The sequence below is a fragment of the Gordonia sihwensis NBRC 108236 genome, from assembly GCF_000333035.1.
GTDB classification, from domain to species: domain Bacteria; phylum Actinomycetota; class Actinomycetes; order Mycobacteriales; family Mycobacteriaceae; genus Gordonia; species Gordonia sihwensis.
This window is the reverse complement of sequence record NZ_BANU01000037.1, coordinates 1-16,293: the sequence shown is the minus strand read 5'-3', so window position 1 is coordinate 16,293 and position 16,293 is coordinate 1. Positions and strand designations below refer to the sequence as shown.

Below are 16,293 nucleotides of genomic sequence, written 5' to 3'. Positions count from 1 at the left end.
GTCATCACGTCGGTCTTCATCCCTATCTGGTGATACTGAGTAGACGGGACAATCCTGACCGATGCGGAATCCGGGCGCGGCACCGGCATCCCGTCGAGGCGGCGGTCAGCGCGCGGCCTTGGCGATCGCCCTGGCGAAGACGTCCTCGAAAACTGCACGATTCAGATCGGCGGTCTGGTCGACGGCGCTCATCTGTACGGTGACCGCGTAACCGTTGACGAGGGCGTTTCCTACCAGCAGACTCGTCTCACCGGATTTGGAACCGTTCACCGTCCTACTCCGGCTCTCCACCGCCAGGACCTGGTCGGCGGCCCCGCGCGGTACGTCGATCACGGTGTGCGTGACGGTGATCTCCGAACCTTTGACCGGGCCGGCCTTCACGTGCACCCGGACGACGCCGCAGTCGCCGGTGACCTGCTTGCGCGCAGCCTCGAGGTCGACGCCGCCGTCGATCTCGGCGACGGGCTGCACCGACTCGCTGATCGCATCGTCGCCATCGGTCGCCGCCATCACGCCGACCCTCTTCGGGTCGATCGTGGTGACCATCGCTCCGGATGCCGCGCACTGCGCGGGTGCGATGTCGACGTATGCGGTGGAATCGGAGAGTTGCTCCGTCATCTGCGCGAGGGCGTCCTTGCTGAGCCGGGCGGTGTGGAAACCGGCGGGCAGTTCGGCCTGTGTCAGCGGCAGCTCGGCGGCCTCGCGCTCGGCAGCGGTGGACGAGCCGTCGGTGCTGCATCCCACCGAGGCGAGCACTGCGCCACCCGCCAGCATCGCCACCGACATCCGGATCGCCCTGCCCGCCATGTGTCCCCTTCGACTGTGGTTTCAGTACTGAATGTACTTGCCGGACATCCGGGCCGTCCCCGGCCGTCTCCGCTCGGGCGTCCGGTTCACCGGCTCGCCGATCGGTCTCCGAACCACTCCCGGATCGGTTCACCTCCCACCAGGTGCCGCTCCACCACATCGGCGACTCGCGCCGCTGTGAGTCCGGCGTACCAGACGTCGTCCGGGTAGACCGCGACCACCGGCGCCTGCGAGCAGGGGAACAGGCACCCGGTGAGCGTGATGAGGACGTCGTCGTCGCCGAGCCGCCGGGCGTCGAGTTCGGCGGAGAGTTCCGACTGCGTCTCGGCGCCCCCTCGCGCCGAGCATCGGGGACCGCGGCAGACCAGCACGTGTCGCGCGAACCCGGGAACCGCGTCCCAGGCCTTCGTCGCGAGCGGGGCGGTGGTATCGCGGGCCGGGGCCCCGCCGTCGGCGGCAGCCCGCTCGATCAGATTCGCGTAATCCGTTGTCTGGCAAAGCGATCCGCCGATTCTGATATCCGGCGCGGAGCCCGCCGGGCGGTTCCGCAGCCAGTGCCCGATCACGCGGCGGAACCAAGCGTCCATCTTTCGGTCGGCGAGCGTCTGACCGCTCAGCACCACCACCGAGTCGGCGCCCTCGCGGGCCGCCTCGTCGAGCACCTCGGTGACGGTGTCGGACTCACCGCCCAGGACGGCGGAGCGGAAGACCGTGCCCGGATGGCGTTCGGCGAGCTCTCCCAGCGCACGGGCGAGTTCGCCGTGCACATCCGCGCCGCGATCCGTCGGCGCCGTCACGATCACCCAGTCGGCGTCGATCATCACTTCTCCCCTCCTGTGGCCGAAACCACGCCGCACATGACGATCAGTGGCCCGCCGGTGACCGGATGGCGAAGCACCTGCGCGTCGAGGCCGTAGACGTCCGCCAGCAACTCGGGCGTCAGCACCTCGGAGGCGCTGCCCTGCGCACGGACGCGGCCCTCGTCGAGCACGACGAGGTGGTCGCAGTACATCGCGGCGAGTTGCAGATCGTGCAGGGCAGCGAGGACGGTGAGGCCGAGATCCCGGGCCAGCTGCAGCAGGTGAAGCCCGGCCGCCACATCGAGATGGTTGGTCGGCTCATCGAGGACGAGGACCTTCGGGCGCTGCGCCAGCGCCCGCGCCATCTGGACCTTCTGCCGTTCGCCGCCGGACAGGGTCTGCCAGGTGCGGTGCCGCAGATGCTCGATGCCGAGCGTTCCGATGGCCTGATGCGCCTCGTGCGCGGCGTCTCCGAGCGGCCTGGCCCATCCCCCGGCGTGCGGGATGGTGCCGAGCTCCACAATCTGTTCCACCGACAGTTCCAGGACGGTCGCCGAGTGCTGTTCCAGCTCGGCGACGGTGCGCGCGAACTCGCGGCGGCCCAACTCCCGGACGTCGGTGCCGCCCAGCAGCACCTGTCCGGCGTCGGGCCGCTGCCAACGCATCACCATCGACAGCAGGGTCGACTTTCCGGACCCGTTCGGGCCGATCACGCCGGTGAATCGGCCGGCGGGCGCCCGGGCCGTGACGTCGTCGAGGATTCTCCGCTCGCCGCGGGCGAAGCTCACCGCCCGCATCTCGATGCCGGGCATCCCGGTCTCGGTACCGGTCATTCGGTGCCTCGCTGTCGCCGGAGCAGGTAGATGAAGGCGGGCACGCCGATCACCGAGGTGACGAGCCCGAGCGGCAGTTCCCGCGACGGCATCACGCCGCGGGCGATGATGTCGGCCCAGACCACCACCAATGCCCCGAGCACCACCGCCACCGGCAGGACCCGATAGTGCAGCGGGCCCACGAGAAAGCGAACCATGTGCGGCACCACGAGCCCCACGAACCCGATGATCCCCGACAGCGCCACCAGGACGGCGGTGCACAGCGACACCAGCGCGTAGAGCACCCAGCGAGTGCGGGCCACGTGAGTGCCCAGGCTCGCGGCGGCGCGTTCACCGAAGGCGAAGGCGTCCAGCGTTCGGGCGTGGGCCAGCACGGCGACGATCGTGCACACGGTGACGATCGCGGTCAGCGCGAGGGTGTTCCAGCGGATGCCGGCCACCGACCCCATCGACCAGAACATGACGCGGTCGGCGGTGCCGTGCGGGCCGAAGTAGATCAACGCCGAACTCAGCGCCGCGGCGAGTTGCCCGACGGCGACGCCGGCCAGGATCAGTCTGCCCGGAAGCAGCGCGCCCCCGCGCGTGACCGCGATCGCGAACACCAGCAGCAGCGCACCCATCGCCCCCAGAAACGCTGCGACGGAGACCACTGAGCCACCGGCCATGCTGCCCATGCCGACTCCCGTGCTCAACACCACCACGGCGCCGAGAGACGCACCGCCAGACATCCCGAGGATGTACGGGTCGGCCAGCTGGTTGCCCGTCAACGACTGCAGGACGGTGCCGCAGACCGCAAGGCCCGCACCGATGAGTGCCGCTCCGACCACCCGCGGCAGCCGCAGCTGAACGACGATGTTCTCGTCGAGCACATCGGACGTGCCGATGCCCACGCTGCTGCCGAGCGCTCGCACCACCGTGCCCAGCGGCAAATCGGCCGATCCGACCACGATTCCCAGCGCCATGCTGATCAGCAGCAGGATCGTCAGTCCGGCCAGCCAACCCACCAGGGCCGGTGTACCGCGGAGCCGTTCGCGCATGCGCCGACTACTTCGCGAGCGCGTCCGACAGCTTGGCGGCGCCGTCGATCAGCCGCGGACCGGGGGTGCTCTCAGCGAACGGGATCACCACGAACGATCCCTTCGCGACGGCCTTCAGGTCCTTGAGCGCCGGGTCGGACTCCAGATACTTCCGCTTGGCGGCGGCCGGATCCCAGTCGGCGTCCACCAGGACGATCACGTCCGGATCGGCTTTGAGCACCGCCTCCCAGCCGGTCTCGGCCCAGTTGCCGGAGAGATCCCCGAAGACGTTCTTCGCGCCGACGGCGTCGATCACCAATTGCGGCCCGCCGTCGCCGGCACCGACGAAGGGCTTGTCGGTCGAGGAATCCCACCACAGAACCGTCTTGCCCCGTCCGGCCGACTTCGCGGTGAGGTCGGCGAGCCTCGCGCGCATGTCGGCGTTCACCCGGTCGGCATCGGCCGTCCGTCCGAAGAGCACGCCGTAGTCGCTGGTCTCACCGGCCACCGCGTCCCAGGACGAGGCCGGACGCTTCGACTTGTCCTCGCAGCCGAAGGGGGACACGTAGGTCGCCACACCGAGGTCGTCGAACGACTGCCGGCTTCCCAGCGCCTTGTCGTCGAAGGCGCTGCTGTACGACGCGGCGATCAGGTCGGGGTGCTTCTCGAGGACCGCTTCGCGGGTGGGGTACTTCTCCGACAGCACCGGGATCTCGCCGTAGGCTGCGGCCCATTGCGGGGCGATGGCGCTGTCGAGGTAGGCGGTGCCGACCAGCTGCCCGCCGGCGCCGACGGCCAGGGCCGACTCGGTGGCCCCCTGGTTGACGGTGATGGCCGCGTCGGCCGGCTTCTTCAGCGTGACGGTGCGGCCGCAGTTCTGCAGGCTGATCGCCGAGCCGTCGGCGCCCGATGCGGGATCGTCGCCGGAACAGGCGGAGACGGTGAGGACGGTGCCGGCGACGGCCAGGATCACCGCGTTCTTCAGGGTGCGCAATGCGACCCCCTTTCCAGATACTCGTGGAACTTCGGGGTACGCCGCGGCCGGTCTCCTGGCTACACAGGACTGCCGGCGGTCGCACCTTCCCAGATGACGAGCACCCAGTGGCTGGAGTCCTGCACTCCCGGCGACTTCCGGACCTGTTCACAGTGGCGAGTACCGCGCCGGCTTCTCACCGGACTTCCCGAGCACCGTGACGTATCGCCCGAGTGTATCCGGGCACGGCCGGGACACTCGGGCGACCTCGAATCAGGCGGGGTCTTTGAAGTACACGAGCTGGTGCGTGGTCGCGAGGAGCACCTCGCCCGACCAGAGCTGTCCGTACTGGTCGAAATGACCGTGCCCGAACCGGGCGGCGCGCGCCGTCGCGAGGACGTGTCCGGTTCCATGCGCCTCGAGTTCCTGCGCGGTGGCGTGGAAATACGTGGTCAGGGTGATGGTGCCCGCCGGCATGTAGGTTCCGTGCCGGAGAAAGACACGAGGGTAGAAGACGTCGGTCATCGCGGTGAGCGCCGGGAAGTCGAGCGGCCGCTCGGGCCGGTCGCGCAGCCACAGCGTCGACGTCGAGTCGGCGTCGTTCCTCCCGTCCATGCCGCCCGCGACGAACCGCTTGTCGTAGTTCTTGGCCCAGGCGATGAAGTCCACGTACTCGCTGACCTCGACCTCCTCGGCGGGCGGTGCGGCCGGAGGCGTCGGCTCGGTGTCGGACCAGGTGTCACGGGCGACGCCGAAGACCGCGGTGCCGGTGGCCGCCACCTGTCCGGATTGGCTGATCGTCACCACCCAGTGCTGATTGGTGCGGTTGGTCCGGACGGGCCGCAGGTCGAGATCCCACTGTCCTTCGGCGATCGGTGCCGCGTAATTGATGGTCAGCGCGAGCGGATCGCCGAGGACGTCGGGCCGCTGCTGGATGCCGTTGACGACGGTCGCGGCCGTGATGCCGCCGAACGGGCCGACCATGTTGTTGTACGCGGGATGCGTCTGCGCGCGGACCACATGGTCCGACGCCGTGGGCGTGAGGGCGATGGCCTCATCGAAAACGTGAGTCATGCGTCGACGGTAACAGAACGATCGTTCTACTCACGCGTACCCTGGGTGCATGGCAACACTCCCCGTCCGCGACCGACTGCTCCTGTCGGCGACTCAGCTGCTCCGGAGCAAGGGAGCCGACGGATTCGGAATGTCGGAGCTCATGGAGCACAGCGGCGTGGCGCGGCGCTCGATGTACCAGCACTTCCCCCGCGGCAAGGCGCAACTGCTGGAGCAGGCCACCGACGAGGCGGGCAGGCACGCCTCGTCGCGCCTCGCGGCCGCACTGTACGGCCGGACCGCTGTGGAGGGTCTGATCGTCATCGTGGACGAGTGGAAGCAGATCCTGGTGCGCCACGACTACCGCCTCGGCTGCCCCCTGGTTGCCGCCTCCACCTCCGCCGCGGAGTACCCGGGTGCGGCCGAGCGCGCCGCCACGGCTTTCCAAACGCTGGCGGGCCAGATCGCCGCATCCTTCGAGGCCGACGGACTGGCCGCGGACGCCGCCCGACGGGCCGGCGACATGCTGGTGGCAGCCCTCGAAGGCGCCATCATCACCTCTCGCGCCACCCGTTCCACCGCACCGCTCGACGCCTTGTCGGCACACATCCGGGAGACGTGGGGCTGAGCCGTCCGATATTCGGTCGACAGACCTCCGTCAGCCCTGTACAAAAGTACATGTACATTCGTACAGAATTGTGAGGGAGTCATGGCCAAGCACGACCCGGAGGCACGGCGGGCGGCGATTCTCGCCGCGGCGGCGGATCTGGTGGTCGAACTCGGACCGGCCGCGCTGACGCACCGCCGCGTCGCCGAGCGTGCGGGTGTGCCGTTGGGATCGACGACCCAGTACTTCACCTCCATCGATGACCTGCGCACCCAGGCCCTGGAGCGGCTCGCCGCGGAGGTCGACGAAGACCTGGCCGCCGTGCGGAGCAGCCTGGTCGCGGCCGGCGGGTCAGCGGAAGCGCTGGTGGATCAGATTCACGACTACCTCGCCGACGGCCGCGCCGTCGCGGCCGACGTCTCGCTGATGTCGGCGGGCCTGTTCGATCCCGAGCTGCGCGCGCTGTCGCTCCGCTGGCAGACCAATCTCGTCGAGATCTTGAGCGATTACGTCGGACCCGACAACGCGCTCGCCCTCGCGATCGTCTCCGACGGTGTCGTGATGCACGCGGCATTGCACAACACCGTCGTCTCCAAAGACTTCCTGCACACTCTCGTCGCGCCGTTCATGGCGCAGAAAAGACAACCGTGATGACTGCCTCACCCACCACGGGGAGCACCGGCTACTCCACCGTCCGCGCCTGGCTCGCGACCGCTGTGTTGAGTGCGAGCCTGCTCGTGATCGTGATGGATATGACGATCCTGAACATCGCTCTTCCCGCGATGTCGGCCGACTTGGAGCCCACCGCCTCCCAGCTGCTGTGGATCGTCGACGTCTACTCGCTGGTCCTCGCCGGGCTGCTCGTCCCGGCCGCATCGCTGGCCGACCGCTGGGGACGCAAGCGGATGCTGTTGGCCGGGTACGCCGTCTTCGGCGCCGCATCGCTGCTCGTCCTGGTCGCCGAGTCGGCGACCGCGGTGATCGCCATCCGCGCCCTCCTCGGCATCGGCGGCGCGTTCATCATGCCGACCACACTGTCGACGATCCGCGTCCTGTTCACCGACGCGCGCCAGCGGGCGCGCGCACTCGCGGTGTGGTCGTCGGTCGCCGGTCTCGGTGCGGCGATCGGCCCGCTGGTCGGCGGTTTCCTGGTGGAGCACTTCTCCTGGCAGTCGGCTTTCCTAGTCAACGCTCCGCTGATGGCGCTGGCCGTGGTCGCCGGGGTCTTCCTGCTCCCAGAGTCGCGGTCGGCCGACCCGGGAGTCTGGGACTGGCTGGGCATCGCCCTCTCGTTCTCCGGCATGGTGCTCCTGATGTGGTCGGTGAAGCACTTCGGTGCCGAATCGAGTCTGCTGGTCCCCGAGGGCTGGGCCGCGTTCGCCGCAGGAGTGCTGCTGCTGACCGTCTTCGTCCGCCGCAGTCTGCGCCAGGACCGGCCGATGCTCGACGTCGGGCTGTTCCGCAGCCGCGTCTTCACCGGCGGTATCGCCGGCGCCCTCGGCTCGATGTTCGCGATGGCCGCGGCCCTGCTGCTGCTCGCCCAGTGGCTGCAGTCGGTGGAGGGCAGTTCACCGATCCGTGCCGGCCTGCAGCTGGTCCCTCTCGCTGTCGCCTCGGCCGCCGCCTCGCTCGCCGCACCGCGTCTGGCCGAACGCGTCGGTCCGCGAATCGTCATTGCCGGCGGCATCGCGGTGGCCGGCATCGGCATGATCGCCGTGTACCTGATCCCCGGAGAGCTGCACTACGCGTCGGCCGTCGTGTCGTTGATCCTGGTGGGTGTCGGCATCGGATCGCTGGCGATCGGCTCGGCGCTGATCATGTCGGGCAGCCCCGAGAACCGCGCGGGCAACGCCGCCGCGATGGAGGAGACCTCCTACGAACTCGGCAGCGTCATCGGTGTCGCGCTCCTCGGCAGCGTCGCCGCGGTGCTCTATCGCAGCCGGCTCGACGACTCCGGCGCGCTGGACGACCTCGATCCCCGATTGCACGACGCGGCCCGCGAGTCGATCGGGTCCGCGGCGGGCGTCGCCGATCAGCTGCACATGCCGAACCTGGCACAGCAAGCCGGTACCGCGTTCACCGATTCGCTGCAGATCACCAGCCTCACCGGCGGTCTCATCATGCTGGCGGTCGCCGCGGCGGTGTACGCCCTGGTCCCGGCGGGTACGCGTATCGACGCCGAGGTGGTCGAGGGATGAGCCGGGCCCGGGGTCGTCTCCCCGTGACGATCTGAAAACGCGTGCCGGGCTCCGGTCGCGGAAGGTCGTCGCGACCGGAGCCCGATGGTAGATTCGCCGCGTGTCGACGGCGAGGTCTCTCCCCGAACCGGTCCGCGGACGGCTCAGTGACGGACGCGAGATACTGCTGTTCGACGACGGCGAGGCCTCCGTCCTGCGCCCCGACCGCCGCGACCTGCCGACGGATCGCGGTGCGACGACCGTCCGCCGAGACCCCGTCACGAACGACTGGGTGATCGTGGCGCCCGCGCGCCAGGACCGTACCCATCTGCCGCCGCGGCGGCAGTGCCCGCTGTGCCCCGACCCGGAGGGTCTCCGAAGCGAGATCCCAGCGTCGGACTACGGGGTGGCGGTGTTCGAGAATCGCTTCCCGTCGCTCGCCGCACCACCGGAGCATGCCGGTGCCGGAGCGTCGCCGCCGGCGAGCGACGATCCGCTGCGGACCGAGATTCCGGGCACCGGCCGCTGCGAGGTGGTCTGCTTCACCAGCGACCACGACGGTTCGTTCGGCGCACTCCCCGAACGCCGCGCCCGCCTGGTCCTCGACGCTCTGGCGCACCGGACCGCCGAGCTCATGGCGTTGGACGGCGTGCGCGAGGTCCATTGTTTCGAGAATCGCGGCGAGGAGATCGGCGTGACCCTCGGTCACCCGCACGGCCAGATCTACGCCTACCCGTTCCGTACCCGACGCACCGAATCGATGCTGCGGTCGGCCGGTCGGTATCGGCGCGAGCACTCCGCAGACCTCTTCGAAGCGATCCTCGCCCGCGAACTCGAAGACGGCGAGCGAATTCTCCTGTCGACCGCGCACACCACCGCGTTCGTACCGTTCGCGGCGCGCTGGCCGGTGGAGGTGCACGTCTACCCGAACCGGCACGTCCGCGGTCTCGGCGAACTCACCGACCGGGAGGCCGACGACCTCGCGCGGACCCAGCTCGCGGTCCTTCGAGCCTGCGACGCCCTGTACGACGCCCCGCTGCCCTACGTCGCGTCGTGGCATCAGTATCCGGCCGACGCGGCCGAGGGCTACCTGCACGCCGAGATCTTCTCGATCCGCCGCAGCGCCCACAGACTCAAATACCTGGCCGGGTCCGAGTCGGCGCGCGATGCCTTCATCACGGACAAGACCCCCGAGAACATCGCCGAGCAATTGCGTGCGGCGCTCGGCCGACAGGCGGACCATGGCAGACATGCCTGAGGGATCGGCCGGCAGCACCTCGCCTCCCGGACCGCGGTCGCGGGAGCCGGAGGTGCGCGCATATGCGCCGGGCCGAGTCAATCTGATCGGTGAGCACACGGACTACAACGACGGGCTGGCGCTGTCGATCGCGCTGCAGCTCGGGACCACGGTGAGCTTCCGGCCGGACCCGGCCGCCGAATCGGTCGTCGTCTCCTCCGACCTCGCGCCCGGCCGGGCCGGCGTGCCCATCGACACCGCTCCCGACGATGACGCGGCGCACGGCACCCGGGTGACCGGCTGGGCGTCGTATGTGGCGGGCTGTGTCTGGGCGCTGCGCGAACACGGTGTCCGGGCGCCCGGCGGGCGCATGGCGATCCGCTCCGATGTGCCGGTCGGAGCGGGACTGTCGTCGTCTGCCGCTCTGGAGTGCGCGGTGCTCCACGCGCTGGCCGCCGCGGCCGAGGCCACCGTCGACCGGCGCACCCTCGCGCTGATCGCCCAGCGCGCCGAGAACCGATACGTGGGCGCCCCCACCGGTCTGCTCGACCAGTTGAGCAGTCTGTACGGCGCCGACGGCACCGCTCTGCTCCTCGACTTCCGCTCACTGCAGGTGACGCCGGTGCCGGTGACTCTGGGCGGCGCGGTGCTCCTCGTCATCGATTCGCGGTCCCCGCACCGGAACGCCGACGGCGAGTACCGGAGGCGACGAGCGGCGTGCGAGGACGCCGCCCGCCGCCTGTCGGCGCCCAGCTTGCGCTATGTCCGAGATGACGGCTGGCGAGCACTCCGCGGCGACGAACTGCGGCGCCGCGCCAGGCACGTTCTCACCGAGAACCGACGGGTCCGGGACGCAGCACAGGCGTTGCGCGACGGAGACTGCACGCGTTTCGGAGAACTGATGAATCAGTCGCACCACTCGATGCGCGCCGACTTCGAGATCACCACACCCGGCATCGACCGCATCGCGGAGACCGCCCGCGACCTCGGCGCCTTCGGGGCCCGGATGACCGGCGGAGGATTCGGCGGCAGCGTCGTCGCCCTGGCACCGGCCGAGGCCGCGATGCGGATCGAGAGCACGTTGCCGGGTCTCGTCGCCGATGCCGGCGATCCGCGTCCGACGGTGATCCGTGTCCGTCCGGGCGCGGGAGCCGGTCCGGTGATGGCACAGTGACACTCATGAGCACCGAACAGGCGGCGATCGCGCGCCGCGCCTACGAGACTCTTGAACCCTTCCACGTCCTCGCCTACTTCAATCCGGGCCTCGGCGACGCCCAGACCGACCTCGGGCTCGACGGCCACGCGTTCTACGTCGGCGCTCGCGGCGCCCCGATGGGCGAAGCCACGGGAGCGGTCGTAGCCGCCGCTTTCTACAACTTCTCACCCGCGCTCATCGAATCCGCATGGGACCGCGCTCGGGCCGTCGGCCTCGAGAAGGTCGCCGAACGGCGGTACGCGATGCTCGACGAGCAGTACCGCGCCATCCTCGGCGACGCGTGCGAGCGGATCACGCCGCTGCTGCCCGAGTACGAGAAGGCGGTCGGAGGACTGCCCGTCTCCGGTCGGCCCCTGGGCGCGGCGTGGGCGTCCACCCCGATTCCCGACGCGCCGCATCTCGCCCTCTGGCGTCACTTGTCGGTACTCCGGGAATGGCGCGGCGACAACCACATCGCCGAGCTGATCGGCCACGGTCTGGACGGGATCGACGCCGGCGTCTTCCACGAGGCCGCATTGCCCGACCCGACCGTCCGTCGACGGGTGATGGGGCATCGGTTCTTCCTACTCACCCGCGGGTGGTCGGAGGACGACTGGGACGCCTCCGTCGACCGACTGGCGCGGCGCGGTCTCGTCGAGATCGGCGACGACGGACACCGCCTCACTTCGGCGGGCTTCGACCTGTATCAGGACATCGAAGCACGCACCGACCTACTGACCGGCGCGAGTCTGGGCACCGACGTCGCCGACCTCATCGAGCGCACTCGCCCCTTCGTCAAGCCGGTGCTCGACGCCGGCGTGCTCCCCGGTACGTCGAAGAAGTCCTGACGAGCGCCTCCCAGGCCCTCCCCAGGCTGGTTGAGCGAGCGTCCTCCTCAGGCTTGTTGAGCGAGCGAAGCGAGTCGAAACCCCAGACCCCGCCCAGCGCACCTCCCAGGCTCGTTGAGCGAGCATCCCTCCCCAGGCTTGTTGAGCGAGCGAAGCGAGTCGAAACCCCCTCTACCCCTTCAGATTCGCCGCCAGCCAGTCGACGGTCTGCATGCCGAACAGGTCAGTGCCCCAGCCGTACATGTCGGTGATGAACTTGACCATGCTGCAGTCCGTCGGCTGGTAGTCGACGCGAGCGCCTCGGCTGCGCCACGCTCGGACCAGCTTGCGCGAATCCGCAGCCGGTACCAGCGACATCGGCGAGTCGTCGGCCACGCACGACGCGACGAGTGTGCGCACGCCCTTCGCTGCCGTCCCCTGCCCCATCACGTTGTCCCGGTAGGCGCGCTGGAACGCGGGAATCGTCGCAGGCGACTCATTCCCCTTGAACAGCGTGTTCAGCGGTACCAGCGGCAATGTGAAGTACGCGGGCGTCTGGCACTGGGTCCGGTAGTAATCGGCCACAGCGCGTCCCGCATCCGTGAGGTGGTCGTCGATCCGCATGTCCGGGTAGTGCGGCTCCAGGCCCAGAAGGGTCGCCATCGCGAAACCCGAACCGACGGAGCCGTCGGCGGTCGCGATGAAGTTCCGGTAGTTCGGAACCATTCCCTCGAGCACCGCGGCCTTGATGTTCAGTTCCGGCGCGTACTGATCCTTCATCTCCAACGCGTGACCGGTGCCGACACCGCCGCCGGCGATGCCGAACATGCCGATCGGAGACGATGCGGACAGGCCGGCATCGCGGACCGCGAGCGCGGCGCGCACCGCGTCGAGACTGGTGCGGGCGTTGTACTTTCCGGCGAACACGCCGTGCGGGCGCGGGTCGCCGTTGTTACCGACGTCCGACATCACGACGGCGTACCCCTTGCCGAACAACTGTGCCAGCGGCCCGAGGGCCGACCACGAGGCGCCGTCGATCGGATCGCCACCGGTCCACATCACCGACGGATGGCAGTTGGCGCCCACGCTGTCGTTGGCCATCTGGTAGCTGACGATCGGCCGCGTGGCGTTCTTGCGGCCGTCGCGCGGGATCATGATCAGCCCGGTGCTGATATCGGGCTCACCGTCGAGCGCCGTGGTGACGTACATGATCTTGTACGCATCCACGTCGCCCGGGCGGAAGCCGGCGAACTGGATGGCCACGGGCTCGGCCTTCAGCAGCGTCCCGGCCTTCTCCGACCCCGTGAGTCGCGGCTCCTTGTAGAACGGGTCGGTGGACTGCAGCGGCTTGAGGATCTCGTCGGGCGTACCCATCCGGCCGTGCTGGAAGGTCCCGAGTACGAAACCGTTGAAGACCTCGCCGAGTTGCGGAGTGCGGTTCGGCGGTCCGGCTGCGGCCGGCGCGGCTGTGAGGGAGGCACCGACGGTCAGGGCGCTCAGCAGTGCGACCGCCGCGACGATCCAACGCTGCGCTTTCATCGGACCTCCACCTTCAGCGTGTCGAGCGCCGACTGCATCATCGGCAGGAGATTGAAGATGGGGCGGTGCTGCTCCATCTGCGGATCGGCCGGCATCACCAGTTCTCGGCGCAGGTCCGGCCAGCGGTTCTCCACCTGGAATCGGTACTTCGGCAGCAGTTCGTGGGTGATGTAATCCCATCGCTCGTCGAAGACCGACCAGTTCCACGACGGCAGCGGCACGGTCGCGGTGACGGTCCGCCCGTCGGGCGTGGTCCCCGTCAGCTTCAGCGGCTTGTACGAGCGCAGCGGAAGGACTCCGGCCACCGACGGCGACCCGGCGAGGGTGCTCGCGTAGGTCATCGCCTCACCGACGTCCCCGCGGTAGGCGCGGACCGTGTCCCACTGCTCGTTGATGATCTCGCCCTGCTCACGCCTGAGCAGGCGCGCATTGCCCGCCGCGATCCCGTCGAGCGTCTTGCTCGCGACATCCTCCCACGCCTTCATGACGTCGGCGGGGAAGAGTCCCGCTCGGTACATCTCTCGCAGTGCCGACAGTCCGCCGGTCACGTATGCGCGGTGCATCGGCATCAGGTCGCTGAAGATGTTCTTCTGCATCACGAGGATCGAGCCCTGCACGTACTGGAGGTCGGCCGGCGTGAGGGTGGCGCCGACGCGGGCCAGCGCGCGCAGACCCTTGGGGAGCTTGTCGATCATCGTCGGTCCGAACGCCCTGTTGGTCTCGGTGACGATGGCGTTCGCCACCGGTGCCAACCGCGTGAACTCGTAGACGTCGGTGGCCAGCTCGAAGTCGAGGAGCCCGCCGCCGAAATCGGCACCGACGAGCCCGCCCATCCCGGCCCACTGGAGTTCGCGGTGCTTGAGCTGCAGGTTCTTGTAGAACTGGTACGACTTCGTGAGGTTTCCGCGGTTCGCAGTCACTCCCGCGCGCGGGTTCCACGACTTGAGGTCGATTCCCGCCGCCACTGTGGTGTCGGCCAGCCAGTACTGAAGCACCAGGGCCTGGTACGACGTAGGCGCGACCCCTCGTTCACGCGCCTCGTCGAGCAGGTTCTTCAGGACCTTCGGGTCGGTGGGGAGTGCCGGGTTGACCCCGCCGGGACCGTGATCCGCATGGCGATTGACCAGCGGCAGATCCAGGTACCGATCCAACTCTCCGGCGGCCGACGCGGGCGGCGCAAGGACGGCCGATCCGGCCAGGGCCACCACCAGAGCCGCTGCCATCAGAACGACGGCCCTCCAGCCGATCGTGCGAATTGAACGCATCGGTCACCTCCTGCGACTCGAGGCCGCACCGATCACGCGAGCCTGTCCGGCTCGCTGGTCCGGGATAGTGAATCACCGCGTTGTCACAACGACAAATGGCACGATCCGTCTCGACCTGCAGGTCAGAGCGCGATGAATCTGATAACGGTGCAGGTCCAAACCGTATGCAGCGGTCGCGAACGGCGGATTCGGGCGGGTCGCGGGAGCCGGTCGTCACACCACAAATCGCTCGATCGGGTGACACGCCGCCCGCCGGAGCCGCCCATCGCCGCGGTGCGATAGTGGAGTGCATGGCACTGCGTCCCGACCAACTCCTCCCCCTCGCCGGTTACACGGTCGTGACTCTCGAACAGGCCGTCGCCGCGCCGCTCGCGTCCCGCCATCTGGCCGATCTCGGCGCCCGCGTCATCAAAGTGGAACGGACCGACGGCGGCGATTTCGCCCGCGCCTACGACGACGCCGTGCACGGCACCGGCGCGCACTTCGTGTGGCTGAACCGCGGGAAGGAATCCATCGCCGTCGACCTGAAGTCGGACGAGGGGCGCAAGGTGGTCCGTGCGCTGATCCGCGACGCGGACGTCTTTCTGCAGAACCTGGCGCCGGGCGCTGCAGCGCGGCTCGGCCTGGGGGCCGACGAGTTGCGCGAGGAGCACCCCGAATTGGTCACGGTCGATCTGTCGGGCTACGGCCGAGGCGGTCCGTTCGAACAGCGCAAGGCTTACGACATGCTCATTCAGGCCGAGAGCGGCCTCATCTCCATCACGGGTACACCGGAGCATGCCGCCAAGACCGGGATTCCGACCGCCGACATCGCCTCCGGAATGTACTGCGCGCAGGCGGTTCTCGCGGCGCTCCTGCGTCGCTGCCGCACCGGAGTCGGAGCGGCGGTCGAGGTCTCGATGCTCGAATCGACCGTCGAATGGATGGGACATTCGCTCTACACGCAGATGTACACGGGCGTGCAGCCGCCGCGAATGGGCGTGAGTCATGTGTCGATCGCGCCGTACGACTCGTACCCCACCAGCGACGGACAGATCTTGATCGGCGTTCAGAGTGAAGGAGGCTGGAAGGCGCTCACCACAGTGTTGGGCGTCCCCGAGTTGACGACCGACCCGCGATTCGCCACCAATATGAAGCGAGTCGAGAACCGGGCGGCGTGCGACGCCGCAGTGGCGCAACGGACCAGGCTGTGGACCACTGCGGAGCTCGACGCGAAGCTTTCCGCCGCGGGTGTTCCGGCAGCCCAGATCAACGAGCTCGAACAGGTCGCCGAGCATCCGCAGCTCTCCGCACGGGATCGCTGGCGCACTGTCGGTACCGAGTTCGCGCAGGTCAAGGCACTACTTCCGCCGGTCACCTTCGATGACGTCGAGGCGGCGATGGGCGACGTTCCGGCACTCGGCCGCCATACAGCCGCGCTGCTCGCGGAACTCGGCTACGACGAGCAGGACGTGCAGCGGATGTCGGCCGCCGGTGTTGTTCGCGTCGGCGACTGAGAATCGAACGTAGGTCGATCGCGTCAATGTTGTTTGTCATAGGTGGGTGATAGCTTTCAGGTAGGTCAAGAAAACATGGTGTGACCAGCTGAAACACTCGGGGGAGGTGACAGCGATGACCGATCCGATCACCGATTCGATCGCCACTGTCGTCGCCACCGGTGCACTGCCGGAGCGGCCCGCCGAACTACTCGCACTGATCGATGCCGCGGCGGTCAAACTCGCCGAGACCTCCCTGTCGCCGGAGACCGAACCGGAACTGCTGGCCCACACGCAGACCGCCGAACGGATCCGGCGCCGCTGGGACGGCATCTCCGCTGCGCTGCTGGTGGAGGTCTCCGACCGCAACGCTCACCGAACCGCCGGCTACCTGAATCCACACCAATACCTCTCACAAGGGCTGCGGCTCGGAACCCGCGAAGCCGGCCGACGGCTCCGGATGACCGAGACCATCGGCGAATTCTCCAA

General features: G+C 68.9%; 15 protein-coding genes, 1 pseudogene and 1 riboswitch. Of the genes and pseudogenes, 8 read left to right on the top strand and 8 right to left on the bottom strand.

All coding sequences use genetic code 11. From position 1 onward, the window contains the following. Positions 1–105: 105 nt before the first annotated feature. From GSI01S_RS17380 to GSI01S_RS17355, 6 genes are all read right to left on the bottom strand, one after another. Positions 106–807 (bottom strand): hypothetical protein, encoded by a 702-nt coding sequence (locus GSI01S_RS17380; protein WP_006897944.1) that lies wholly within the window; start codon positions 805–807, stop codon positions 106–108. A gap of 86 nt (positions 808–893) precedes the next feature. Further along, on the bottom strand, positions 894–1,628 hold the full coding sequence (locus GSI01S_RS17375) for a (2Fe-2S) ferredoxin domain-containing protein (RefSeq protein WP_006897943.1): 735 nt from the start codon (positions 1,626–1,628) through the stop codon (positions 894–896). Beyond that, entirely contained in the window at positions 1,628–2,440 is an 813-nt protein-coding gene (locus GSI01S_RS17370; RefSeq protein ID WP_006897942.1) for an ABC transporter ATP-binding protein, read from the bottom strand. Before GSI01S_RS17370 ends, GSI01S_RS17375 begins: the two co-directional genes overlap by 1 nt. Further along, on the bottom strand, positions 2,437–3,477 hold the full coding sequence (locus tag GSI01S_RS17365; RefSeq protein WP_006897941.1) for a FecCD family ABC transporter permease: 1,041 nt from the start codon (positions 3,475–3,477) through the stop codon (positions 2,437–2,439). Before GSI01S_RS17365 ends, GSI01S_RS17370 begins: the two co-directional genes overlap by 4 nt. Before the next feature lie 7 nt (positions 3,478–3,484). Then, positions 3,485–4,450, bottom strand: coding sequence for an ABC transporter substrate-binding protein (locus tag GSI01S_RS17360; RefSeq protein WP_006897940.1), 966 nt, complete (start codon positions 4,448–4,450; stop codon positions 3,485–3,487). Positions 4,451–4,478: 28 nt separating this feature from the next. Beyond that, positions 4,479–4,664, bottom strand: a riboswitch (cobalamin riboswitch). A 38-nt stretch (positions 4,665–4,702) separates the two neighbouring features. Further along, the gene (locus GSI01S_RS17355; RefSeq protein ID WP_006897939.1) at positions 4,703–5,503 is read right to left on the bottom strand and encodes an acyl-CoA thioesterase; all 801 of its coding nucleotides are present in this window, start codon (positions 5,501–5,503) and stop codon (positions 4,703–4,705) included. A gap of 49 nt (positions 5,504–5,552) precedes the next feature. On the opposite strand from GSI01S_RS17355, the gene GSI01S_RS17350 reads away from it, so the two are divergent. The 6 genes from GSI01S_RS17350 to GSI01S_RS17325 all read left to right on the top strand — a co-directional run bounded on the left by GSI01S_RS17350 (position 5,553) and on the right by GSI01S_RS17325 (position 11,546). Then, on the top strand, positions 5,553–6,110 hold the full coding sequence (locus GSI01S_RS17350) for a TetR/AcrR family transcriptional regulator (RefSeq protein WP_006897938.1): 558 nt from the start codon (positions 5,553–5,555) through the stop codon (positions 6,108–6,110). 81 nt (positions 6,111–6,191) lie between these two features. After that, the gene (locus tag GSI01S_RS17345; protein WP_006897937.1) at positions 6,192–6,740 is read left to right on the top strand and encodes a TetR/AcrR family transcriptional regulator; all 549 of its coding nucleotides are present in this window, start codon (positions 6,192–6,194) and stop codon (positions 6,738–6,740) included. Beyond that, the gene (locus tag GSI01S_RS17340; RefSeq protein WP_006897936.1) at positions 6,740–8,287 is read left to right on the top strand and encodes an MFS transporter; all 1,548 of its coding nucleotides are present in this window, start codon (positions 6,740–6,742) and stop codon (positions 8,285–8,287) included. Before GSI01S_RS17345 ends, GSI01S_RS17340 begins: the two co-directional genes overlap by 1 nt. 100 nt (positions 8,288–8,387) lie before the next feature. Continuing rightward, on the top strand, positions 8,388–9,524 hold the full coding sequence (gene galT, locus GSI01S_RS17335; RefSeq protein ID WP_006897935.1) for a galactose-1-phosphate uridylyltransferase: 1,137 nt from the start codon (positions 8,388–8,390) through the stop codon (positions 9,522–9,524). Further along, positions 9,517–10,677: a galactokinase gene (galK, locus tag GSI01S_RS17330; RefSeq protein WP_006897934.1), complete on the top strand. Its 1,161-nt coding sequence runs from the start codon at positions 9,517–9,519 to the stop codon at positions 10,675–10,677. The genes galT and galK overlap by 8 nt, the downstream gene beginning before the upstream one ends. A 5-nt stretch (positions 10,678–10,682) precedes the next feature. Beyond that, the gene (locus tag GSI01S_RS17325; protein ID WP_039868059.1) at positions 10,683–11,546 is read left to right on the top strand and encodes an SCO6745 family protein; all 864 of its coding nucleotides are present in this window, start codon (positions 10,683–10,685) and stop codon (positions 11,544–11,546) included. Positions 11,547–11,717: 171 nt separating this feature from the next. Here GSI01S_RS17325 and GSI01S_RS17320 read toward each other — a convergent pair whose 3' ends face one another. Both GSI01S_RS17320 and GSI01S_RS17315 read right to left on the bottom strand, forming a co-directional pair. Continuing rightward, positions 11,718–13,064 (bottom strand): lipase family protein, encoded by a 1,347-nt coding sequence (locus GSI01S_RS17320; RefSeq protein ID WP_006897932.1) that lies wholly within the window; start codon positions 13,062–13,064, stop codon positions 11,718–11,720. Then, positions 13,061–14,329, bottom strand: coding sequence for a hypothetical protein (locus GSI01S_RS17315; protein ID WP_006897931.1), 1,269 nt, complete (start codon positions 14,327–14,329; stop codon positions 13,061–13,063). Before GSI01S_RS17315 ends, GSI01S_RS17320 begins: the two co-directional genes overlap by 4 nt. Positions 14,330–14,619: 290 nt before the next feature. Here GSI01S_RS17315 and GSI01S_RS17310 point away from each other — a divergent pair, with 290 nt between their 5' ends. Beyond that, entirely contained in the window at positions 14,620–15,825 is a 1,206-nt protein-coding gene (locus tag GSI01S_RS17310) for a CaiB/BaiF CoA transferase family protein (protein WP_006897930.1), read from the top strand. A 115-nt stretch (positions 15,826–15,940) separates the two neighbouring features. Then, a pseudogene (locus GSI01S_RS17305) lies at positions 15,941–16,293 on the top strand (HNH endonuclease signature motif containing protein); the annotation flags it as partial.

Coding starts and splice junctions, on each gene's coding strand:
- GSI01S_RS17315 (WP_006897931.1), bottom strand. CDS start 14,329: ATGCGTTCAATTCGCACGATCGGCTGGAGGGCCGTCGTTCTGATGGCA.
- GSI01S_RS17365 (WP_006897941.1), bottom strand. CDS start 3,477: ATGCGCGAACGGCTCCGCGGTACACCGGCCCTGGTGGGTTGGCTGGCC.
- GSI01S_RS17325 (WP_039868059.1), top strand. CDS start 10,683: ATGAGCACCGAACAGGCGGCGATCGCGCGCCGCGCCTACGAGACTCTT.
- GSI01S_RS17320 (WP_006897932.1), bottom strand. CDS start 13,064: ATGAAAGCGCAGCGTTGGATCGTCGCGGCGGTCGCACTGCTGAGCGCC.
- GSI01S_RS17375 (WP_006897943.1), bottom strand. CDS start 1,628: ATGATCGACGCCGACTGGGTGATCGTGACGGCGCCGACGGATCGCGGC.
- GSI01S_RS17350 (WP_006897938.1), top strand. CDS start 5,553: ATGGCAACACTCCCCGTCCGCGACCGACTGCTCCTGTCGGCGACTCAG.
- GSI01S_RS17355 (WP_006897939.1), bottom strand. CDS start 5,503: ATGACTCACGTTTTCGATGAGGCCATCGCCCTCACGCCCACGGCGTCG.
- GSI01S_RS17370 (WP_006897942.1), bottom strand. CDS start 2,440: ATGACCGGTACCGAGACCGGGATGCCCGGCATCGAGATGCGGGCGGTG.
- GSI01S_RS17380 (WP_006897944.1), bottom strand. CDS start 807: ATGGCGGGCAGGGCGATCCGGATGTCGGTGGCGATGCTGGCGGGTGGC.
- GSI01S_RS17340 (WP_006897936.1), top strand. CDS start 6,740: ATGACTGCCTCACCCACCACGGGGAGCACCGGCTACTCCACCGTCCGC.
- galK (WP_006897934.1), top strand. CDS start 9,517: ATGCCTGAGGGATCGGCCGGCAGCACCTCGCCTCCCGGACCGCGGTCG.
- GSI01S_RS17345 (WP_006897937.1), top strand. CDS start 6,192: ATGGCCAAGCACGACCCGGAGGCACGGCGGGCGGCGATTCTCGCCGCG.
- GSI01S_RS17310 (WP_006897930.1), top strand. CDS start 14,620: ATGGCACTGCGTCCCGACCAACTCCTCCCCCTCGCCGGTTACACGGTC.